Raw genomic sequence first — 22578 nt, forward strand, 5'->3', positions numbered from 1 at the left:
CATGGTCAACTACACCTTTAGACAGCTGAAGTACTTTGTCGCTACCGTCGAGTGCGGTAGTGTTTCTGAAGCATCGCGCCGCCTGTTTATTGCCCAGCCTTCGATTTCTTCGGCAATCAAAAGTCTGGAAGATAATTTCGGTATTCAATTTTTCATCCGACAACATGCGCAAGGCATCACACTCACGCCTGCCGGTATTCGTTTCCATCACAAGGCGCAAGAGTTGTTGCGAGTCTTGCGCGAGTTTGAACAAAACGCGCTGGCCGATAACGATATCGTTTCCGGGCAAATTGATATCGGCTGTTTCGAAACGCTGGGACCGATCTACTTGCCAAAATTGATTGCTGAATTTAAACAAAGATATCCGGGTGTGACCTTGAATATCCGCGATGGCGACCAAAGCGATATGTTGAGCAGCATACGTTGCGGGCAACTTGATCTGGCAATTGTGTATAACCAGGAAATCGAACATTCTGAATTTGGTTCTTCATTACTGCTCAATGATCTGCATCCTTACATCATGTTGTCGGCCAATCATCCTCTGGCTAAACGGGATAGTGTTTCCCTAAAAGAAATCAGTAAAGAACCGATGATTTTGCTGGATTTATTGCCGAGCAAAAATTACTTTCTCGATGTTTTCCGTCTCTACGATTTAGCCCCCCGTATTGCCTTTCGTTCACCGTCATTGGAAATGGTGCGCGGTTTGGTGGGGCAGGGGCTGGGATTCTCGATCATGGTCAGCCAACCGGAAACCAGCGTGACATACGATGGAAATCGCATCGTCTCGCTGAAAATCGATGAACCCGTCGACAGTATCAGCCTCTCCGCAGTGTGGTTGAAATCCAACCAGTTAACCAGACCAGCGCGGTTGTTTGTCGATTTTTGTCATCAAGTGTTGAATAAAGACTGCGTCGATAACAGCGATAAAGTGTTAAGTATTGAATGATTTGTCAGTAAATAAACAAATAAATGGAGAGTGGGTTTTTACGAGCACACCAATCCAGTACAGGAGATTTTATGTTGGGTTACACACAGTATTTGCAGGGGGTAACATGGCAGCGGAATTAACGCAGCAGTTGTTGAACTGGTTAGTGCTCGGCTGCGTATATGCGTTGCTGGCGATTGGTTTCAGCCTATTGTTTGGCGTGGTCAACGTGATCCATTTTTCGCACGGCGACGTCTCGTTAATGGCACCTTTCATCGCGTTAGCAGTGATTCCCATGGTCGAACCACTATTTGCGCATAGCGGCGCCGCGATTGCGCTGACTATGGCGATGATCGTCGCGATTCTCGTTATCGGACTGCTCGGGATACTCATTGAACACATCGTGATTCGGCCATTGCGTGGCGCGCCAGCAATGATGCCGCTGGTCGCCACAGTTGCGCTGGGGATTTTGCTGCGCGAATTGATTCGGCGGTTCTACCCCGAAGGCAGCAGCCCGCATGCATTCTCGATGCCTTTTACCGGTTCGGCTTTTTCCATCGGCGAAGTCATGGTGAGTTGGTTTGTTGTCGTTGAACTGTCGATTACCGCAGCGTTGCTAGCAGGGCTGTTCTTCTTACTCAAGAAAACGGCGATTGGCGTGCGGATCCGTGCAGTGTCACAGGATAGAGAAGCGGCGCGTTTGATGGGCGTACGCTCCGACCGCGTGTTTAAAGCAACCTTCTTCATCGCCTCGGCAAGCGGTGCAATCGCCGGACTGTTCTATGCCGGAAACGTTGGCGCGACCCGTTTCGACTTCGGGATTCTGGCCGGATTGATGGGATTCTCTGCCGCTGTTGTGGGTGGTCTTGGCAGCATTTTCGGCGCTGTTGTGGGCGGTTTGCTGATCGCCGGTGCTGAAACAATCGCGCAGTCAGTTATCCCGGATGGCGCAGCCTATCGTCAAGTCGTTGCATTTCTGCTGGTGATCATATTTTTGCTGTTCAAGCCAGAAGGCCTGCTCGGTAAAGTAGTTGTGGAAAAGGTATAACCATGTCGACGCAATCAACTATAAAAGTGGCACCGCGCCGTGCGGCACCGATTGTCTTGCTACTGGAAACCAGTCTGGCGGTATGGCTGTATTTTTTCCTGATACTGGAATCATGGCCAATTTTGCTGGCGCTATTAATTTTGGGTGCGGGCGCGCTGCTCTACACGCAACGCAACCATGCAATCCAAAGTGCGATAGCCGGTAGTTTTGCGCAATGTAAAACGCTGTCGTTAGTCTGGGCGACCGTGCTGGTGCTGGCGTATCCGTTTCTCCTGCAAGGAAATACGTATATATTGCATTTATTGATCATATCGCAACTATATGCGGTACTTGCGCTGGCACTGAATTTTCAACTTGGCAGCGCAAATATTCCTAATTTCGCCACTGGCGCGTCGTATGGAATCGGTGCCTATACATCTGCGCTACTTGCCATCCATTGGGGCGTCAGCTTCTGGTGGTGTTTGCTGGCCTCGGCCGGTGTTGCGACGATCTTTGGATTTTTGCTTGGTATCCCGTGCATGCGAACTAAAAATTCGTATTTGGCGCTGGTGACAATTGCATTTGGCATCGTATTGCAACAGCTGATTAATAATGCTTCATGGACCGGCGGACCGAACGGGCTAGTGGGAATTCCTGCGCCGACGTTATTTGGGCATTCATTTTCCGATCCGATTTTGATTTTCGGGCAAAGCTTGCCCAGTCAGGTGAATTTTTTCCTCCTCGCATTCGCCTTGATTGTGGTCTCTGTTGTGGTGGCAAATCTGCTTCACAATTCGCGCGTCGGTTTGGCCTGGAATGCGTTGCGTACCGATGAACTGGCAGCAAGCGCGCAAGGCATTAACGTGACTTGGTACAAGATGCTGGCTTTTGCAGTGGATGCGTTTATGGCAGCATTTGCCGGGACGATTTACGCGTTTTACGTGACCTATATTTCGCCCGATAATTTTACTTTTCTGGTATCGGTCACCATCATGACGATGGTGATTGTTGGCGGCATGGATAACGTGTTGGGCGTGATACTTGGGGCCTTTTTGCTGACCATATTGCCCGAGAAGTTTCGCGTGTTTTCGGATTATCGGCTGTTGATCTATGCGTCAGTGGTCATTTTGATGCTGATCGTGCGTCCTCAAGGCTTGATTCCAAAACAATTGCGTCATTACAAGGGATGAGTATGGGCAAGATAATTTTACGTTGCGAGGGTGCCACTATTCGTTTCGGCGGCCTGACTGCACTCGATGATGTCAGTTTTGAACTGCCGCAAGGACATATCCTTGGCATCATCGGTCCGAATGGTGCCGGAAAGTCCACGTTATTTAATTTGTTGACGGGTATCTATAAGCCCAGTTCTGGTCGCGTCGAATTCATGGGGAAAAATCTGGTTGGCATCGCGCCGCATCAGATTGTGCGCATGGGAATCAGTCGGACTTTTCAGTCTAGTCGATTGTTCGGCGATCTGAGCGTGCTCGATAATGTATTAATCGGCATGCATACCCAAACTACGACCGGCGTATTGCGCGCTATATTTTTGCCGTGGCGGTCCCGCCGGGAGCTGGCGATGGCAGCTGAACGCTCTGGCGAGTTACTGCGGATGGTGTCCGAAGAACTTTATGAAAAACGGTTTACGCTGGCCTCTGGTCTGGCGCAGGCTGACCGCCGCAGATTGGAAATTGCACGGGCATTGGCGGCTTCACCCAAACTATTATTGCTCGACGAACCATCGGCAGGGATGGACGACAAAGAAACCGATGCGCTGATCGCTGACATCCGGCGTTTACAGGCAATACAGCCAACGCTTTCCATCATTATTATCGAACACGATATGCGTTTGGTCGCCAGTCTGCCAGATTCGATTATGGTGTTCGATTTCGGTCAAAAAATTGAACAAGGAAGCTTTAATGATATCCGCAAAATCGAGCGCGTCCAGCAAGCTTATCTCGGGAGAGCCGCGCATGCTTGAACTGGATAATGTTAGTAGCGCTTATGGCCGTGTGCCGATGTTGCGCAACGTAATGCTGCATGTAAAGCAGGGCGAGCTGGTGTGTTTGCTGGGGCCAAACGGCGCAGGCAAGACAACCCTTTTCAGAGTGGTCACCGATCTGGTCCATCCCACGGAAGGCAAGGTCACGATTTGTGGTAAGCAGGCAAGCGCTGTGGGAACGGAAAAAATTGCTTCGCTAGGAATCGGACTGGTGCCGGAAGGGCGACGTTTGTTTCCGCAACTGACAGTCCTGGAAAATGTGAGGTTGGGCTTCGATGCGGTCACTGGCGGCAACAATAAGCACGCGTTCGAACAACGCTTGCAAGAGACGTGCGCTCTTTTTCCGCGTGTAAAAGAACGGTTGCTGCAAGGGGCCGGGACGCTATCCGGCGGTGAGCAAGCAATGGTCGCCTTGGTGCGCGCAATTATCGGCCAGCCGAAGATGATCATCATGGATGAACCGTCGCTAGGCCTTTCCCCCAAATTAATTGACGAGTATTTTGACATTACGCATGAAATCAATCGGCAAGGAACGACGGTTTTGCTGATTGAACAAAATGCGGAGAAGGGGTTAAGCATTGCGGATCGCGGTTATCTGATGGTGAAGGGACAGATCGTTGCCACCGATTCCGCAGAAGCATTGCTAGAAAGCGATGTCGTCAGGGACGCGTATTTTTAAAACCCGCCGTCGTTAAGCCGAAAAAAATGAAGCTGATTGCGGATGACGCAGCCAGCTTCATTTTGGTTTTATAGAAGGCGCAGCTTATTACCAGCACCCTTCGACGATTAACCTTCTCCCAGAGCCAGCAGCTGATTGAGCAGCGGCTCCTCTACCTCGATACCATCCGCCTCGGCGCGGCTTTGCAACGTTAAGCGGCGGTAGCCGGGCAGGCGGACCTCAGGATCGAGCAGCATCGTCGCAATCAATGTTTCCACGCGTTCGGCAAACACGTCGTTGCCCGCCAGCGCGCCAGGGTCTACAACCATAAAAGCCTGACCGATACGCGGCCGATTGCCAGTTTCGGCAAAAAACGAGTCCGCTTCGAAGCCGAACGCTGCGCCGGTCAGCGCGCAGCATAGCAACTCCACAATAAGCGCCAGCATCGCCCCTTTGACTCCCCCGGCAGGCAGCATCATGCCGTCGAGTCCGGCTTGTGGGTCGGTAGTCGGATTGCCGTCTTTGTCCAGCGCCCAGCCCGCTGGGATGGCGGTTCCTGCCTGCGCCGCGACCATCAGTTTGCCACGGGCGACTTCTGATAACGACAGGTCGATCACTAACGGCGGTGTACCACGGCGCGGGAAAATAGCTGCGATTGGATTGGTGCCGAAGATGGCGCGGCGACCGCCCCAGGCAGGCATTGCCGCTGGCGAGTTGCTGAAAGCTAGCCCGACCATTCCGGCTGCGGCAATAGGTTCTAAATGATAAGCGGCTAAGCCAAAATGATGGCTACGGCTGACGCCAGCGAAGGCTACGCCGAATTCGCTGGCGCGTGAGATTGCTTCCGAGACGGCCAGTGCGCAGGCAGGAAAAGCGAGCCCTTCGTCGGCATCCACAAGGCAGGCGGCAGCCTTGGTATGGCCAACGCGCGGTACGGCGGCTCCGTTCACTCGCCCGTGGCGTAAATGGCTTGCGTATTGCGGCAGGCGCAAAAGGCCGTGGGAGGGCAGGCCCTGCGCCTGCGCCGTGACCAGAGCGGCGGCGGTAGAGCGTGCCATCTCCGGCGAGGCGCCAGCGCGTATCAATACCGCTGCGGCGATGTCGTTCAGGCGATCAATGGATAACTGCGTCATGCGTAATCCTTAGGCGCGAAATGAGGGGCGCCAACAATTGTGTTTTTATCCAGCTCGGCTTGGACGTCGAGCTTGCCGTCGAGCACTGCGGTAATCCGTGCCAGATCAAGCTGCTTTTCCCACTTTGACATGGCGACCGTGGCGACGGCATTACCGATGAGATTAGTGACAGCCCGGACCTCGTTCATGATGCGATCAATGCCGATGATGAGGGCGATGCCTGCGAATGGAATAATGCTGGTGGCTTGCAGCGTAGCGGCCAGCGCTATCAATGCTGCTCCGGCGACTCCGGCACCGCCTTTGGAGGTTACCAGCAAGATTGCTACTAGTCCAAGTTGCTGGAAAAGCGAAAGATGGATGTTCATGGCCTGTGCAATGAACATCGACGTCATAGTCAGGTAAATCGCCGCACCATCTAAATTGAAGGAATAACCGGTGGGCAAAACGAGTCCGACGATAGCCTTTGGACAACCGGCCGCCTCCATTTTTTCAAGCATACGTGGCAATACCGACTCGGTGCTGGCCGTACCCAGCACAATAAAAATTTCTTCTTTTAGAAATTTGATAAATTTCCACAGGCTGATGCCAGACCATCTGCATACACTGCCCAAAACGACGGTGATAAAGCAAATGCAGGTGATATAAAAGCAAGAGATCAGCAATCCAAGCTGGGTTAGCGTGCCAATTCCGTACTTGCCAATGGTGAAGGCAATTGCTCCGAAAGCGCCGATGGGGGCTAGCTTCATGATCATGTTAACTACGCCGAGTAGCATGCTGCCGAAATCGTCCAGAAAGCGCGTGACGGGTGCCGCTTTATGGCGCATCAGAGAAAGACTGATGCCGCAGAGTATCGAAAATAAGAGGACTTGCAGCAGGTTTCCCTTGGCAAAGGAATCGACCACGCTAGAGGGGATGATGTTGGTGAGGAAATCGACTGTTCCTTGTGATTTGACCGACGCTGTTAGATTTGCCAGTGATGTCGTGTCGATAGCGGTGGGATCGGCGTTGATGCCATCCCCGGGCCGAACAATGTTGACGACAATAAGACCAATGGCCATAGCCAGTGTGGTGATCAACTCGAAATAGATGAGGGCCTTGGCGCCCACCCGGCCCGCCGTCTTGACGTTCTCCATCTTGGCGATACCCACTGTCACTGTACAAAAAATGATGGGGGTAATAAGCATCTTGATGAGATTAATGAAAGCATCGCCCAATGGCTTGAGTGCTACGCCCAGCGACGGGTTGAAGTGCCCGACGGCAATGCCAAGAATGAGTGCAACCACCACCTGTAAATACAAACTTTTGAACAAACGCTTCGTCATAATCCTGTCTCCTTTTATCGCACGACACGCCGCGCGATTCGGTTTTTTACCGATGATTTATGACTGACCGCGCGCATTCGTACCGCTTCTGCATCGGTCAGTTTTTACAAAGTCCGTCGTAGAGGACGGAATATTATTCCGGCCCGCCGCTTCGCCTCTTCTTTAAAGCGCGGGCCGGAGTCCTGAAAAGTTAGGCGCTTTCGTATAGACGGGTCAGGACGAACTCGCGGTGTCCAAGCGCTTCGGCAGCGGTTAGTCTACCGTTGGCTGTGCGTAGCATGCATTCGAGCAACTTGTCGCCGGCACTGTCCATGTTGAACTCGCGTTGCAACAAACCGGATGTGTCCACATCGACGTGTTCAGCCATGGTGCGAACGGTACGTGGGTTGGCGCAAATTTTAATCACTGGAATGATCGGGTTGCCGATGATGTTGCCTTGACCCGTCGGGAAGAAATGCACGACATAACCGGAGGCGGCACACAGCGTCACCATTTCTGCGGCGGCGGAAGACGAATCCATAAACCACAGACCTGTGCCGGTCGGTGTTTCAGCCTTATCGAGCACGCCATCGACCATGCATTTTTTACCGATTTTCTGGATATTGCCCAGCGCCTTTTCTTCGATGGTGGTCAAACCGCCAGCGATGTTGCCCTTGGTCGGTTGTGAGTCTGATAAGTCGGACGTTTTATAACGGTTGATTACATCCTGATAACGATCAAATACTTGCATGAACTGCTCTTTGATCTCGGGTGTGCGACAGCGTGCTGCAACCAAATGTTCACCGCCGGTAAGTTCGGTTGTTTCGCCGAAGACCAGCGTATTGCCCAGTGCGTAGAGTTTGTCGAAGGCATTGCCCACCGTCGGATTTGCCCCGCAGCCGGACGTCGTATCGGACTCGCCGCACTTCGTAGACACCCATAGATCGGAAACCGGACAGGCTTCGCGCTGCTTTTCTGAGGCCCATTGCACCATTTCGCGTGCTGCTTTTGAGGCGCGCATAATCGTGTCGTGATCGCCGTGCATCTCAATCGAAAAGCCGATTACTGGCTTACCTGTCTTAGCGATTCCATCTACGATCAGTTTGGTCCAGCCTTCTTCAATGCCGATGACGATCACGGCGGCGACATTGGGATTTGCACCAGTGCCGATCAGTGTACGGAAATGCAATTCGAGGTCGGCACCAAATTGCAGGCGTCCGTAAGGGTGTGGCAGTGCCATCGTGCCTTTGATATTGTTCGCGACTGCTTCGCACGCGGCGTTGGAGATATCGTCTACTGGCAGGATGATGACGTGGTTGCGAACGCCGACCCGGCCATTTTCGCGGCGGTATCCCAGAAAAGTTGTGTCCTTGGTGATCATTATTTATATCCTTTTTATGAATGTTGGAAGTAAGTAGCGCAGCTTCAGCCTACCAACGCTTGGTCTTGACGTTGTGAACGTGCAGGTGTTCGCCGACCTTAATTGGCATGATCGTGCGGCCAATATCAACGCCGTACTTGATCACTGTGTCGTTGTTCACCAAATCCTTTAACGCAATCTTGTGCCCAATTGGGATGTCGCTTACGGTCTTCAGTGTGATCGTCCTGTCTTGCTCCATCACCCAGCCAGTAAGCGTCGCGCCAGCTTTTACGCCTTCGACCACTATCGTGCCGACCGAGTCACCGTCCTCATGCACCACAAAATTAATCATTTCCATCTCCTCGTTAGATCGCCGCACATGCGGTCAACAAATCTTAGTCACGCAACAGATGCAAGTCAACTAGATGACCTGTATGATATATAACATTAAAATTCTTAAATTATTTGGCTATACTTAACTTTTGACGCTTGCGAGGAATGGATGAAGATTGAGAGATTGGGAGGGGCGAATTCTGCGGGGACTGCACTCTATAAGACGGTCAAGCGGCATATTATCGAGTCGGTTCGTCACGGCGAGTGGAAGGCAGGCGACGTCATTCCTTCAGAAAAAAAAACTTTGCGAACGGTTTGGCGTGAGCATGGGAACCTTGCGCAAGGCAGTCGACGAATTGTCGGGCGAAGGTTTTTTGGTGCGTCACCAGGGACTCGGTACGTTCGTCGCCACGCATAATCAAGATCGCTATTTGTTTTCTTTTTTCCATGTAGTGCGGCAGGACGGCTACAAGGAATATCCGAAAGTGGAGCTGCTGGAAGTTGGCTATGTCAAAGCTGATTCGCATGCCGTGATGATGCTTGGCGTTGATCCGGGCTCACGCCTGATGCGTTTTGTGAATAGGCTCTCCCTCGGCGGCGCACCTATTGTTCTTGATGAAATTTTGTTACCTGAAAGCCTGTTTCGCGGGCTTACCGAGCAAAAGTTGCGCGAACGTTCTGCCACGCTGTATCAACTTTATCAAGATGCGTTTGGGATAACTGTTATTTCTACACGCGAGCGCTTGCGTGCCGTTAAAGCTGATCCACTCAAGGCACGCTTGCTCGGCGTGATGGACGGCGAGCCACTGCTGCAGGTTATTCGCGTTGCGTTGTCTTTCAAGGAACAACCCGTGGAGTTGCGCTATTCGTATGTCCTTACTAGCAAGTACGAATATTCGTCCGAACCAATGGGGGCATCGTGACGCGATTCGTTGATAGCAACGTCACGGATGTTAATGCGCTCTCAATTAATTAATGTAGCGTCCTCCGTGAGCAAACGCTGAGTCAAAAAAAGAAGCTGATTGCAGTGAATGCAATCAGCTTCTTTTTAGTTTTCATACAAGACGCCGATATTAATTAAGCCAACACTCCTAACTGCCAACCGAAAAATACCGCTAATCCAATAAAAATGGTCAGTAGTTGATGGCGGGTTGTTGCACTGACAATGACGGCAACCACAGCAGCCACCAGTTGCGGATTCCGCCAGGTGAATTCCATCCCTTTATCATGCGGCGCAAGAATCATCGGCACAATAATCGCCGTCAATACCGTGACCGGTACAAAGCCGAGTGCCTGCTTTAAAAGGGCGGGCAAAGTAATCCGGTCGCCCAGCACAAAAATCACCGTCTTGATGAAGATCGTGATCACGGCCATACCGACAATCATCCAGGTATTTATCCATGTAGCAGTCATACGGCTCCCGGCAAAACTTTGTTGTCTGGCTTCTTGCGCGCTAACGCAAGTCCGACGCCTATCCCGATCAACACTGCCAACAGCAGGCCGATTTTATAAGGCAGGCCCCGCAGTGGATATGCACATATTCCAGCGGCAAGCGCAGCGCCGAAATACGGCAGGCGCGTAAGCTGCGGAATGATGATGGCAATAAAAGTGACGACCATCGCAAAGTCGAGACCCAAGGTTTGAAGTTGTGGAAATATCGCGCCGAATAGTAACCCGATCAACGTCCAGAATTGCCAGTTGCCATACATTGCCAGACCTGAACCAAGGAAGTACCAATGGCCTGTTGGCGATTGCGGGTGAAGACGGTAATAACTATTCATCACGGCGAAGGTTTCGTCAGTCATCAGAAAACTCAGCAACCAGCGCCAGCGCGCCGGTAAATGCGCGACGTAGGGCAGCAGCGCCGCAGCATATAGCATGTGCCGCAGATTCACGATGAAGGTTGCAAACAAAATCACTAGCAGGCCGGCTTGCGCGGCGACCAGCCCGATGGCGATAAATTGACTGGAACCAGCAAACACACTGAGCGACATTAACTGGCCTTGCCACGCTTTTAATAAATTGGCAGAGACTAGCGATCCGAAGATGACGCCGAACGGCGCAGCACCGACCAGCATCGGTATTGTATCGCGACAGCCAGCAATAAAGCTGGACCGCGGCGTTAAGTGGGACATAACAATCTCCTTTTGTAAGTGATGGCTTTTGCCATATCTCGTTTTAGATTTGGATCCTATCGTTTGCAGCAATGACTTATCGCAAACGTGGGTATTGCAGCAGCATTATCCTTGCTGACGGACCGTGCGGCGTTTAATTTTAAGCTGGGCCATGGCAGGGCAGAGATGGCCGTCTGAATAAATAGGCCGCGCAAGAATCCTACTTTTGCGGCAGCCATTGTGCGAAAGGCTGTAGATCTTGCCCCGCCATCACGTACCAGACCTTGCGGGTCCCATCCCATTGCGCGCCTAACGATTTCGCACTATCCCTATCGCTATAAGAGACCGCCAGATCAACGCGGGTCGGTAGCGCGACTCCTTGAGTCTGATTTTTTTGAACAGCCTCAGCAGCCCGCGAACGCGACGATGATAATTGCATTTGACTGATAAAAGGACTCTGTTTTTCTTCTTGAATCGGAGAAATTAATGTCAGGCGCGATTTTGCACGGGTAGCGCCGACATAGAACAAATTCTTTTCTTCTTGTATGGCTTGCATTGCACTTGGGAATTCGCCATTTTCCAGGAACGGCAAAATGACGTGATCAAATTCTTTGCCCTTTGAATTTTCGACGCATTCAATCAATACCAGATTTTTGCTTCTGTGCGAGGCGACAAAAGCATCTGCGGTGCCGATCCACTCAGAGAATTGGCGCAGATTCATACCCGACTCTTGCGCCACTGAAATGAAGCCATCAATCGATTTCGCCACGACGATGGCATCGTGCGGATGAACGTAAATGCGCTTGGCAGCCGCTTTAAAATCCATTCTGTTGCACATTTCCTGCATAGCGACATCAGCCGGGGTATCAGTTGCCAGACTTTCCATATAAGCCACCACGTTCGATATGCTGGCGCTTGCTTGTTTTGATTCGCTGCGTTGAAGCTGGCCCGTGAAAAAGTAACTTAGATTCTCAGGATCTTTGGCGATAGCGTTTTTTGCATAGCCCATTTCCTCTGAGGTGAATGCCAGTTCGCCAAACATCGCCAGAGATTCTACGATTGCTTTCCGCACCGCCTCTGACTTTACCGTGGAAAGATTTTTCAATGCGATAGCGATCATGCCGCGTAGAAAAAGGATTTCTTCACGCTGAAGATAACTTTGCATCCCTATCGTCCGATAGCCGATATTGGCGCGCATCAATGCATTTTCGATCACGACAGATTGATGTCGATCGCGTAGCAAAACCGCGCATGCGCCCAACGGACGTTTCTCTGATTTCCACTTATTAACGGCATCTACAACGCGATCAGCGCATTCACCGACGGCTGCATCGCCATAATGCAGTTGCGTGATTTCCGTCTTCAGCGGCAATGTCGAATCGATGGGCTTTTGCTTAAAAGCTTCCATCGCGTATGCCAGATGTGGGCCGTGACGATAAGTCATTGTCAACGGATAGCGCACGGTGCTGGGATAACTGTCAGCGAAGCGATGTTTCAAATACTTCTCGTCCGCGCCAAGCTTCGAGTGAATAACTTGATCCTTGTCGCCAGCGCCAACGAAATAGAGTTTATCGATCGCTAATAAACATTCCAGAATTTGAAAAGAGGCTTCATTGAGATCGTGTAACTCGTCACCGACTACCAAGCCGTAATGGGGCAGAGCGCTTCTGGTTTCTGGGAAACACACCAACTGCCGCGCTAGATCGTAGGTAGCGTCGAATGGGCCTCTAAATAACACTTCATCAAAATTCCCCAGACGAATGCGTTCATATTCGATCGTTGCAAGATAGTCGGTCAGAGGGACGTCAAACTGTTCCGCTATTTCCGCCAATCCCATATCCTGAACGTCTGCTACCAATGCCATCGTGGCTTTGAGCTGACACTGGCAACTGATAAATTGGCTGATGGCGATATTGTGTGTGCGTATCTCCAGAAAGTCGACCAGCGCACTATAATTTTCACTCACGCGTTCTATGGCTGCGAGGGCGTAGGGCTTCAGATCTTTTTCCGACTTCACTTTGGGAATATCTTCTCCCTCGATTTTGCGTAGAACTTCGTCCGAGAATTCTTCAAATGTAAGTACGTTGACACGCGCCGCAGTCGCCACGGGAATGCCGATATGCACCAGGCGGTACTGCATTACGTCTTTTGCTTCCGGCGTAAAGACGAGGGCTAAAATTTTCTCTGGCGGTAAACCTCGGGCAATCGCTTCGCCCACTCTGAGTGCCAAGGTCGTGGTTTTGGCAGCACCAGCATTTGCTTCGATCAACGTTACTTTGTGTTGGGATAATTGGATGCTGGATTGTTCCAAGGTCGGTGTGAATCCCGGCGGAGTAAATCGCACTGCATTGGGTGTGCCCATCATTCTGTTGACTTCCACTTTTAATTTATTTCAGCGATATAACGCTATTTTTACCATGCGACATCGTTTCGTTATTGGCTACTGCTAACGCTGCCGCGCTTGCATCATACCTAAAAGTGGGTGTGCCGAAATGCACTACATCGGGGATGATGCAAAATCCTTAAGATAGCCTTGATAACGTTTCTCCAGATTGTCATTCAAAAGACCGCGTTGTTGTAGCATCCCCCGCGCTTTTTTTGCGGCATTGGATGTTGGCTTTTTTGTCCGAAAATGTCACGTTCGCGCTTCACTTAAAGGGACTTCTGATTATTTGCATGATTATTTCTCCTTATGTGCGCTGGCAGACAGTAGCGCGGACATATTTTATGCAAACTGTTTCACAGCGAGCCAAACTGCCTTCTGCCGTGTACGACGTCCAGTTAGAGTTAGCATCGCTGTTTTAGTTATTTTTGGTTGGTCTGCTCAGTACCTCCTTAACCGTCCATCCGCTGGACGGTTTTTTTTGCGCAAACGCAGCTGTGAAGCCACGCGTTTGAAAGGCAGTTGGAAGGTACTGTGCATTGGCGCGAACAAGCGCCATCGTGATTGGCGAATTGAAACTAAGCTAGCAACTTGTCGGATGCCCTGACAGAATGCCTTGATAGTTGGTTAACGGCTCGCCAATGGTGATGTTGTCATGGGCAATATCGAAGAAGCGAATATCTTTGCTATGAGCGCTAGCACGCACTTTGACGACAGAAATGACGCGTTTAAATTGGCCCGAAATCTCGACATAGCGCTGCATCAGGATCGCGTCTGCGAGAAAAGCGTTGCCATAAGAACTAAACCGTAAACTTGTATATTGATCTTCCAGTTCTGCTGTCATCAAAACGGTGACGCCCATGCTGGTAAGGACAGCAATCATTCTATACAGCGCCTCGCGAAAGTCTTCGCGGAATACCGAAGCCAGCGCCAGTTCGAAACCAGACAAAGAGTCGATCACCACGCGCTTGGCTTTCATACGCGTAATCATGGCAACCAGATCGTGCAAGATTTCGTCGATCGACAGATCCAGCGTGCGGGTATCGATTAAACCGACGCTGCCATTTTTTATGAGGGTATTGAGTCGATGGCTAAGTAGCTGGTTTGGACTTTTTTCAAAGGCAGCAATGACGCCCGGCTCACCTAAACGCACACCTTCAGCTAAGAACTCGGTTGCCAGGACGGTTTTGCCGGAACCGGATGGGCCGACCACCAGCAACGAATAACCAACCGGCAGGCCGCCGCCCAACATGTCATCGAGTTGCGGTACGCCCATGGACAGACGTGTATCGCCGGATATCTGGATTTCTCCTGCATTGTCCGGTTTGATCACGGCACGTGGAAAAATCTGGACGCCGTCATCATTAATGCGGAACGTGTGCACGCCCGGACTTTGCGCCTGACCACGCATTTTAACGACTTGTATTTTGCGAATCATCGCATCGCGATGCACCAGTTGTGATAACCAAATGATGCCATCGGCAACCGTGAAGACCGGGCTGGACTCTGCTTCCGGCGCTAAATATTCACCGATCAAAAAAGTCGTCGCCTGCCAGCTGGTCATTTGCATCCCGAGTTGCTGGACAAAATGTTGCAAGCCGGAAACGCCGGGGTCGGTAGCTCTTGCCGACTGGACTACCGATCGAAACGAATCGACGAATACCAGACTAGGCGTGAAGTTTTGCACCTCTTCAGCGATCCGCGTCAAAACGAGATCAAAATCGCCGTCCAGAAGGTCTGCGGCCAGATTAACGAACTTAATCGAATGATTGATTTTGTCGATATCGAAGAAGGGAAATTGCTGTTGATAACGCAGCATCTTTAACGGCGACTCTCCCAGGACGGTAAAGAAGAGTGCACGCCGATCGGGATTTGCCAGCGAAAACATGATTTGATGCGCCAGCGTTGTTTTACCACTTCCGGGCGTGCCCGCCAGTAGATTAAACGAAAATTCCGGAAGACCTCCACCGAGCAAATTATCCAAACCAGGTACGCCTGTCGCCAGACGGCCTATGGTTACTTTGTTACTTAGCATCAAAGCTCCTTTCCAGCTATATCTAAAGCGTCATCACCCCAGGCCGAACGCAGGATGCTGGTCGTTAAGAGCTCGCCAATTAACACGGCTAATATATCGATGAAAGTGACCAGTAACGCGATACTCGCTTCACTGGTTTCAGTAAAACTGCGATCTTCAAAACTAACTTTTAAATCGACAAATCGAGAGTCAGTCCGTTGCCAGGGATGGCTGAGCACCATCCAGGGAAAACTCGCGCTGGTAAGGTGAACACTGCGTGAGTAGAGGGACTGAAAACCGCCTTCGCCGATGATGGAGGTGAGTTCGGATGCCAGCCGTTCCCAAAGATAAACGGTGGTCTCCAAGACTGCCTCGGGCCGTTGCATCACGGCCCTTTGTACCACTTGATGCCGTTGAGCGTTGATTGTTGACATATATAAATTTGTGTTCATAGTACAACGACAACGATGACGAAAAGAGTGAGTCCCAGATTGGAGTTGAGTATAGCGCAACGTTTTACGAATCGATAGTTTGAATAGCCAATTTAGATCGCGTATTTATTCTTGAGAAAATACGCGCACCAGCGTTATATGGTTTACGGGGACTTATCAATATCGATTAATGGGGGCGAGAATATATCGGTTGAGAAACGCGCTATAACTGCGCAACGGATTAATTAAGGGTAACCGTTGAAATAAGAGTTAACAATGTATCGATAGCAATAGGTTTCACCAGATAGTGCGCAAAACCAGCTTCTTTTGCCAGAGTGCGATTGGTCTGCTGGCTATACCCGGTAAGGGCGATGCAGCAAGGGAGGGGATTTAATGAAGACAAATGCAATTGTTTTACGACTTCGTAGCCGTCCATCCCAGGTAAGCCAATATCGCAAATGATAATGTCGTAAGGATTTACTTTTGCCATAGCCAGTCCGGTCGTTCCATCAAACATCGACGTTACGGTATGTCCTTCCAGCGTTAGCAAGTCGCTCAATGTTTCACTCAAATCAATATTATCTTCGACAATCAATATCCGACAATGCCGCGAAGGGAGGCCTATCGGTGCAGCAATCTCACTTAATAACGGTCTGCTGGAAATAGGTAGCACGACGATAAATTCGCTACCAAAACCTACGCCTGCGCTGCGCACTTTAACGCTGCCGCCGTGCATGTCAACGATGGTACGCACCAGCGATAAACCAATGCCAAGTCCACCTTGGGCACGATCCAACGAGCGATAGCCCTGTGTGAAAAGATCGAAAATGAACGGTTGAATGTCGGGCGCGATTCCCATGCCGTTATCTTTTACCGAGACCGCTATCGTATTGCCAAGTTTGCGCGCTGAAATAGTGATTTTTTCGTGTTCAGGCGTAAATTTGGCGGCATTGATCAGCAAATTTGAAAAGACCTGGGCCAGTCTGACCAAATCCCCATCGATCACCACGGGCGTTGCCGGCAGCTCTAGCGTGAGATGCTGATGACGCTTGTCGATAAAAGGCTGACTGGTTTCGACCGCGCTTTCAATAATTTCAGATAGCAGAAGCGGGCTTTTTTGAAGTGTAATCTTGCCACTGCTAGAACGCGATGCATCTAGCAAATCATCTACAAGATGCTTCATATGGCTGGTTTGACGACAAATGATGCCATGCAGTTTTGGTAGCTGCGGATGTGCCGTCGTAATTTTGCCCAGCAACTCGGCGGCCATTGCGATGGGTGCCAGCGGATTACGCAGTTCATGCGCCAGCATCGATAGAAAGTCGGCTTGCCGGAGATTGGCTGCCTCGGCCGAAGCTTGCATGTCTTGCGCGCCAAATGTGGCAATGACTAAATGCTGGTTTGCTTCCTGCAATTTCAGGACCAGGTCTTCGAGGGCATTTTGGCTTTTCGTCGCTTCACGCAACGACTCCACCTGCGCCAGAAGTTCTGTTATCCGACGCTGAAGTTGTTCCGCTTCCTGAGAGTACAGCGCGAGCCTGTCGTCTGTAGTATGAGCGGGGGGCGCGTAGCCAGCGATACCTGGAAATTCATTATTCATTATAAGAATCCAGCGACCTATGAGATGTGCTTGAGTCTGTCAAATGGCAGAAGGGCAGCTGTTATACCGATTCAGAATACTCCTATTCCACTCTGCGTGATACTTATCGATTTACTTATAATGCGTGCGCAAAAAGACTGCCGCCAGTGTGTGCTAGCGTACAGAAGCAAAAGTGACGCAAGGTTAGGATATATCTGCATGAATAAAACCGCACGACTGAGACGTTAAGATCGGTCTGTCTGCGCACTAAACAGCAGGTGAGCCGATCGCCTCAAAGATCGGCACCAAATTCACGCCAGCGAAGCGCATCTTTCGTGCATCGTTTTTATTAAAGCGACGCACAAGATGCGCTGTGTGCCACGTCATGTAGGTAGATTTCGCACAATTCGTTGACGTAATGCATTGCAATGTCTGGCAAAAAAGGAAAAACATGCTTTATACAATTGCGGTCGTGTTGCTTGTCTTGTGGGTATTAGGTTTCGTCTCTTCTTACACGATGGGCGGTTTTATTCACATTCTGTTGGTGGTCGCGGTTGTCATGATATTGCTGCGCTTGATTAGTGGTCGCGGGGTTTAGCCTGGCTTAGGACGGCACGGAATTTTTTGAGGGCGCCATCTCATCCCAGGCACAAATCGCGTTATCGAGGATGGACAGCCGAAACGGACATCCTCATTAACGCTATCCGTTTAGCCATCAATACATAAAGTGACGCACAGGCGGCCCTAATTGCCGACTCAATTCAGGCGTACGATGCGGTTTCTCACCTTGTAATTTATTTTTGTGCGCGTTGTTCTCTGGTGTGGTGCTGCATGGACCAATAGCAGTTCCGGGACGCTCGATAGATTGGGATGATTGCATAGCGAGCAAGCCAAGAAAAGCGACCAGAACCCCGCCGATGGTAATGCCGCCCCAAATTTTATTGGTCATGACTTTCCTCAAATGTTGAATCAAAATGGCCCATAATTTGCAGCACGACCCAAGTATTCCGCATTAGTTCCCCGCGCTCCGTGCGGTGACGCACAATGCGTGATTTATATTTGCGAAACAGGCTATTTGTTGGATGTGATAGAGGTCGAATAAGAGCGATACGTTTGGCGGATGTTCTTTTACAGCGTTGATAGTCATTTTTAAGCGACACAGGTCTTGATGAATGTGAAAAACGTGGAATCACATTTAATTGGTCAGATTGGGTGTGTTACCTTCTTGATCAGCATGCTATCGAGGCTTTTTCGGCTCAACGGTTAACACCTGGAAGCAGGAATTTCACTATGTTCGATAAGCATAATCTGCACCATCCTCAACAAAATCAGCTTCTGGCAGCCATGCCCGATGACGAATTTGATCGCATCGCCCCCCATCTCGAATTGATTCCCATGTTGCTAGGTGATGTCTTGCATGAGTCAGGCGGCAAATTACAGTACTTTTACTTTCCCACAACATCCATCATCTCATTACTCTACGTGTTGGAAAGCGGAGGTTCTTCTCAAATCGCTGGCGTTGGCAAGGAGGGCGTATTGGGCGTGTCTCTTTTCATGGGGGGCGACACAACGCCTAGCGCGGCCATAGTGCAGACGGGCGGCCATGGTTACCGCCTCAAATCCCGCATATTAATGGACGAATTTAATCGTGCCGGGCCGGTATTGCAGTTGTTACTGCGCTATACCCAGGCACTGATCACGCTGATGTCGCAAACCGCCGTATGCAATCGCCACCATTCGCTGGAGCAACAATTGTGTCGCTGGCTTTTAATGACGCTGGATCGTTTGCCCTCGAATGAGTTGACGACGACCCAGGAATTAATTGCCAATGTATTAGGAGTACGGCGCGAAGGCGTCACTGAAGCAGCTGGAAAATTGCAGAGTTATGGCTTTATCCGCTACCGGCGCGGGCATATCACGGTATTGGATCGTGCCGGACTGGAATGCCGGGTCTGCGAATGTTATGGCGTCGTCAAAAAAGAATTTATTCGCCTGCTGCCAGACGGTCGCAAGCGACAACGCGTGTCGCGCGATTGATGTACTGCTATCACTTTGTTAGTGCTAAGTCTTATGCGTAGTCCTACAATCATTTGGGTTTTAAATCATGCAAACAATAAAAACACACACGGTTGAGCGATTGACGTTGATCGGTTTCGTGATCACATTCATCGTGCTATTGCTGATTGTCGTTATGGGATGGCAGCTTGTTGCGCAATCGGTTTCACCTTTGCTCGAGACCGGTTTTATCGCATTACTGGCTTTAATGGTCGTTCTGGGGCTGTTGCAAATTAAGATCAGGTCGGATATTCGTACGTGTCTTGTACCCAGAGCACCCTTGGAAGAGGTGAGCCCAGAGCCTTTAATAAAGGCCGGAACATTACAAGATGCGATCTTCAATAATGCTAACTTCTCCTGCATTGCGACGGATGCGCAGGGCATCATCCAGATTTTTAACGTCGGTGCCGAACACATGCTTGGCTATACGGCCGTCGACGTGATGGATAAAATTACGCCAGCCAGCATTTTGGATACGCAAGAATTAATTGTGATGACCGCGACTCTGAGCCAAAAATGGGATGCTGAGATTGCACCCGGTTTTGATGCATTGGTATTTCAGGCGCTCCGCGGTATCGAAGAAATTTATGAGCTGACCTACATTCGCAAAGATGGCAGTCGCTTCCCTGTGATGCTGTCGGTTACTGCGTTACGCGATGCGCATGACAAAGTGATCGGCTACCTTTTAATCAGCACCGATAACACGGTCCGCAAGCAAGTCGAAGCCAAGCAGGCCATGCTGGATCAGCGTTTGCGTGATCAACAGTTTTACACGCGCTCGTTGATTGAATCAAATATCGACGCATTGATGACGACCGATCCGCGCGGCATTATTAGCGATGTCAATCAGCAGATGGAAGCGCTGACAGGATGCACCCGCGATGAATTGATCGGTGCGCCGTTTAAAAACTACTTTACCGATCCAGATCGGGCCGAAGCCGCTATCAAGCGGGTACTACGCGAAGGTAAAGTCACCAATTATGAATTGACTGCGCGCGCGCGCGATGGCAAGGAAACTGTCGTCTCTTACAATGCGACTACTTTCCACGATCGTGATCGCAAGTTGCAAGGTGTGTTCGCGGCGGCGCGGGATGTTACAGATCGAAAACAATTCGAACATACGCTGCAAGAAAATAACCTTGAACTGGCAAGCGCCAAAGCGACGGCGGAAAAAGCTAATCTGGCAAAGTCTGAATTTTTATCCAGCATGAGTCATGAATTGCGCACGCCGCTCAACGCCGTACTTGGATTTGCACAGCTGATGGCCTCCGAGACGCCGCCACCTTCGTTACCTCAGCAACGTTCGATTGACCAGATTTTGCAGGCAGGTTGGTATTTGCTGCGTCTGATTAATGAAATACTCGATCTGGCGATGATTGAATCCGGCAAAGTCACCATGTCAGAAGAATCGATGTCGCTGACGGAAGTGCTGCTGGATTGTCAGTCGATGATCGAGGCGCAGGCGCTAAAGCGTGGCATACGGATGACATTCCCGAATTTCGACAACCTTTTCTATGTCTTTGCTGACCGCACCAGAGTTAAACAGGTCATGATTAACCTTCTGTCGAATGCGATTAAATATAACCGTGTGGGTGGTGCAGTCATCGTTCAATGTGTGATGACGGCTGAAAATCGGGTACGGATCAGCATCAAGGACACGGGCGCGGGCTTGACGCCAGAACAATTGGGGCAGCTATTCCAGCCATTTAACCGGTTAGGAAAAGAAACCAGCGGCGAAGAAGGTACTGGTATTGGTTTGGTTGTTACCAAGCAACTGGTCGAATTGATGGGCGGCGAGATCGGGGTCGAGAGCACTGTCGGTGCAGGCAGCGTGTTTTGGGTCGAATTGGCAGCCTCTCATGCACCGGAATTAGACTTTAATAGTGTTGATATGGTCGGTTTGGTGCCATCGGAAAATCTGGCAGCGCAACCATTACCATCGCAACGCAGCTTGCTGTATGTCGAAGATAATTCGGCAAATCTTGCTTTAGTTGAGCAATTAATTGCGCGGCGCAGTGATTTGAAATTATTAACTGCCGCCGATGGTCATCTTGGCATACAGTTAGCGCGAGCCTATCGGCCGGACATCATTTTGATGGATATCAATTTACCCGGCATCAGCGGTTTCGGTGCGTTGAAAATATTACGCGAAGATCCTGCAACAGCGCACATCCCGATTATGGCGCTGTCGGCAAACGCTGTTCCGCGCGACATTCAAAAGGGCCTTGAGGCCGGATTCTTTCGCTATTTGACAAAACCGATCAAGGTAAATGCATTTATGGAAGCGCTAGATGCGGCGCTGGATCATGCCCTCGAAACGCATTAGCGTGTTTCAGGCCAGACATATAAACAAGGGCGCACAAATTTACGTAATGCTGTCGTATAACAGATAGACACAAATAGACGATATTTCGGGAAAAATGAAATGCTTGATGCAACAGAAATCCTCAACGCCAGCATCTTGATCGTCGACGATCAGGAGGCCAATGTTATGTTGCTTGAACAGGTATTGCGGAATGCAGGCTACTCGCGCATTACCTCGACCATGGATCCGCACGCGGTTTATCCGCTCCATTTGGCCCATCGCTACGATTTGATTTTGCTGGATTTACAAATGCCTGGAATGGATGGTTTTCAGGTGATGGAAGCGTTGAAGGACATAGAAACCAGCAGCTATTTGCCGGTACTAGTCATCACGGCGCAACCTAGCCATAAGTTGCGCGCTTTGCAAGCTGGTGCAAAAGACTTCATCAGCAAGCCGTTTGATTTGATAGAAGTCCAGACGCGTATCCACAACATGCTGGAAGTGCGGCTGCTGTATCAAAAACTGAACGATTACAACAAGGTACTAGAACAAACGGTGCAGGAGCGCACAGCCGAACTACGCGCCAGCGAAGCCCGCTTTAAAAGCTTTACCGAGCTGTCATCGGACTGGTATTGGGAACAAGATCCGCAAGGGAAATTTACCCAAATCTCCGGCCCGGTCTTTGAAATGCTGGGGATCGAGGCAGACGCGTTACTGGGAGCTTCCGGCACAGTTTTATCGGACGGTTGGGATGTCGCCGAACGGGCGCTGCTGCATGCCAATATTGCGACCCGACAACCGTTTCTTGATTTCGTCTATAGCCGAATTAATCCGACCGGCAAAAAACAATACTTGCAAGTCAGTGGCGAACCGATGTTCGATTCTGCCAGTCGTTTCATTGGTTATCGCGGCATCGGTATGGATGTTACCGACCGCGTATGTCTTGATCCGGAGCAAACGC

The 22578-nt window shown here is 50.4% G+C and carries 20 protein-coding genes and 1 pseudogene; 10 read left to right on the plus strand and 11 right to left on the minus strand.

Annotated elements, in window-relative coordinates; genetic code table 11:
* Nucleotide 1 precedes the first annotated feature (1 nt).
* The 5 genes from C7W93_RS02985 to C7W93_RS03005 all read left to right on the plus strand — a co-directional run bounded on the left by C7W93_RS02985 (nt 2) and on the right by C7W93_RS03005 (nt 4630).
* Nucleotides 2-946, plus strand: coding sequence for a LysR family transcriptional regulator (locus tag C7W93_RS02985; protein ID WP_108438684.1), 945 nt, complete (start codon nt 2-4; stop codon nt 944-946).
* 106 nt (nt 947-1052) lie between these two features.
* Nucleotides 1053-1973, plus strand: a complete 921-nt coding sequence (locus C7W93_RS02990) for a branched-chain amino acid ABC transporter permease (RefSeq protein ID WP_108438685.1) — start codon at nt 1053-1055, stop codon at nt 1971-1973.
* A 2-nt stretch (nt 1974-1975) separates the two neighbouring features.
* Complete coding sequence (locus tag C7W93_RS02995; protein WP_108438686.1) at nt 1976-3142, plus strand: branched-chain amino acid ABC transporter permease; 1167 nt, start codon at nt 1976-1978, stop codon at nt 3140-3142.
* Nucleotides 3143-3144: 2 nt separating this feature from the next.
* The gene (locus C7W93_RS03000; RefSeq protein ID WP_108438687.1) at nt 3145-3930 is read left to right on the plus strand and encodes an ABC transporter ATP-binding protein; all 786 of its coding nucleotides are present in this window, start codon (nt 3145-3147) and stop codon (nt 3928-3930) included.
* Nucleotides 3923-4630: an ABC transporter ATP-binding protein gene (locus C7W93_RS03005; protein ID WP_108438688.1), complete on the plus strand. Its 708-nt coding sequence runs from the start codon at nt 3923-3925 to the stop codon at nt 4628-4630. Before C7W93_RS03000 ends, C7W93_RS03005 begins: the two co-directional genes overlap by 8 nt.
* 107 nt (nt 4631-4737) lie before the next feature.
* On the opposite strand, the gene C7W93_RS03010 is transcribed toward C7W93_RS03005, so the two are convergent.
* From C7W93_RS03010 to C7W93_RS03025, 4 genes are all read right to left on the minus strand, one after another.
* Entirely contained in the window at nt 4738-5742 is a 1005-nt protein-coding gene (locus tag C7W93_RS03010; RefSeq protein WP_108438689.1) for an Ldh family oxidoreductase, read from the minus strand.
* Nucleotides 5739-7064 carry a C4-dicarboxylate transporter DctA gene (gene dctA / locus C7W93_RS03015; protein WP_108438690.1) on the minus strand — a complete coding sequence of 442 codons (1326 nt, stop codon included), beginning with the start codon at nt 7062-7064 and terminating at the stop codon, nt 5739-5741. Before dctA ends, C7W93_RS03010 begins: the two co-directional genes overlap by 4 nt.
* Nucleotides 7065-7254: 190 nt before the next feature.
* Complete coding sequence (locus C7W93_RS03020) at nt 7255-8424, minus strand: UxaA family hydrolase (RefSeq protein WP_108438691.1); 1170 nt, start codon at nt 8422-8424, stop codon at nt 7255-7257.
* Between the two features lie 49 nt (nt 8425-8473).
* Nucleotides 8474-8755: a UxaA family hydrolase gene (locus C7W93_RS03025; protein WP_108438692.1), complete on the minus strand. Its 282-nt coding sequence runs from the start codon at nt 8753-8755 to the stop codon at nt 8474-8476.
* A gap of 307 nt (nt 8756-9062) precedes the next feature.
* Between C7W93_RS03025 and C7W93_RS03030 the strand changes: the two genes are divergently transcribed.
* Nucleotides 9063-9659 (plus strand): GntR family transcriptional regulator, encoded by a 597-nt coding sequence (locus C7W93_RS03030; RefSeq protein WP_370446387.1) that lies wholly within the window; start codon nt 9063-9065, stop codon nt 9657-9659.
* A gap of 154 nt (nt 9660-9813) precedes the next feature.
* Here C7W93_RS03030 and C7W93_RS03035 read toward each other — a convergent pair whose 3' ends face one another.
* From C7W93_RS03035 to C7W93_RS03065, 6 genes are all read right to left on the minus strand, one after another.
* Nucleotides 9814-10149 (minus strand): AzlD domain-containing protein, encoded by a 336-nt coding sequence (locus C7W93_RS03035; protein WP_108438693.1) that lies wholly within the window; start codon nt 10147-10149, stop codon nt 9814-9816.
* Nucleotides 10146-10871 carry an AzlC family ABC transporter permease gene (locus tag C7W93_RS03040; protein ID WP_108438694.1) on the minus strand — a complete coding sequence of 242 codons (726 nt, stop codon included), beginning with the start codon at nt 10869-10871 and terminating at the stop codon, nt 10146-10148. The genes C7W93_RS03035 and C7W93_RS03040 overlap by 4 nt, the downstream gene beginning before the upstream one ends.
* A 199-nt stretch (nt 10872-11070) precedes the next feature.
* Nucleotides 11071-13215: a 3'-5' exonuclease gene (locus C7W93_RS03045; protein WP_370446388.1), complete on the minus strand. Its 2145-nt coding sequence runs from the start codon at nt 13213-13215 to the stop codon at nt 11071-11073.
* Between the two features lie 601 nt (nt 13216-13816).
* Nucleotides 13817-15268 carry an ATPase domain-containing protein gene (locus tag C7W93_RS03055; RefSeq protein ID WP_108438696.1) on the minus strand — a complete coding sequence of 484 codons (1452 nt, stop codon included), beginning with the start codon at nt 15266-15268 and terminating at the stop codon, nt 13817-13819.
* Nucleotides 15268-15681, minus strand: coding sequence for a hypothetical protein (locus tag C7W93_RS03060; RefSeq protein ID WP_146177509.1), 414 nt, complete (start codon nt 15679-15681; stop codon nt 15268-15270). Before C7W93_RS03060 ends, C7W93_RS03055 begins: the two co-directional genes overlap by 1 nt.
* Before the next feature lie 238 nt (nt 15682-15919).
* Entirely contained in the window at nt 15920-17278 is a 1359-nt protein-coding gene (locus tag C7W93_RS03065) for a hybrid sensor histidine kinase/response regulator (protein WP_108438698.1), read from the minus strand.
* Between the two features lie 430 nt (nt 17279-17708).
* On the opposite strand from C7W93_RS03065, the gene C7W93_RS03075 reads away from it, so the two are divergent.
* Complete coding sequence (locus tag C7W93_RS03075) at nt 17709-17855, plus strand: lmo0937 family membrane protein (protein WP_108438700.1); 147 nt, start codon at nt 17709-17711, stop codon at nt 17853-17855.
* Between the two features lie 117 nt (nt 17856-17972).
* Here C7W93_RS03075 and C7W93_RS03080 read toward each other — a convergent pair whose 3' ends face one another.
* Nucleotides 17973-18206, minus strand: a complete 234-nt coding sequence (locus C7W93_RS03080; RefSeq protein ID WP_108438701.1) for a hypothetical protein — start codon at nt 18204-18206, stop codon at nt 17973-17975.
* Nucleotides 18207-18547: 341 nt separating this feature from the next.
* Between C7W93_RS03080 and C7W93_RS03085 the strand changes: the two genes are divergently transcribed.
* The 3 genes and pseudogenes from C7W93_RS03085 to C7W93_RS03095 form a co-directional block, all read left to right on the plus strand.
* A complete protein-coding gene (locus C7W93_RS03085) occupies nt 18548-19294 on the plus strand; it encodes a Crp/Fnr family transcriptional regulator (RefSeq protein WP_225869736.1) in 747 nt (248 codons plus the stop codon).
* Nucleotides 19295-19361: 67 nt separating this feature from the next.
* Nucleotides 19362-21638 carry a PAS domain S-box protein gene (locus C7W93_RS03090; RefSeq protein WP_370446389.1) on the plus strand — a complete coding sequence of 759 codons (2277 nt, stop codon included), beginning with the start codon at nt 19362-19364 and terminating at the stop codon, nt 21636-21638.
* Nucleotides 21639-21737: 99 nt separating this feature from the next.
* Nucleotides 21738-22550 (plus strand): annotated as a pseudogene (locus C7W93_RS03095) (response regulator); the annotation flags it as partial.
* Nucleotides 22551-22578: the final 28 nt, after the last annotated feature.

Origin of the sequence: Glaciimonas sp. PCH181 (genome assembly GCF_003056055.1) — a bacterium.
Lineage (GTDB): Bacteria > Pseudomonadota > Gammaproteobacteria > Burkholderiales > Burkholderiaceae_D > Glaciimonas.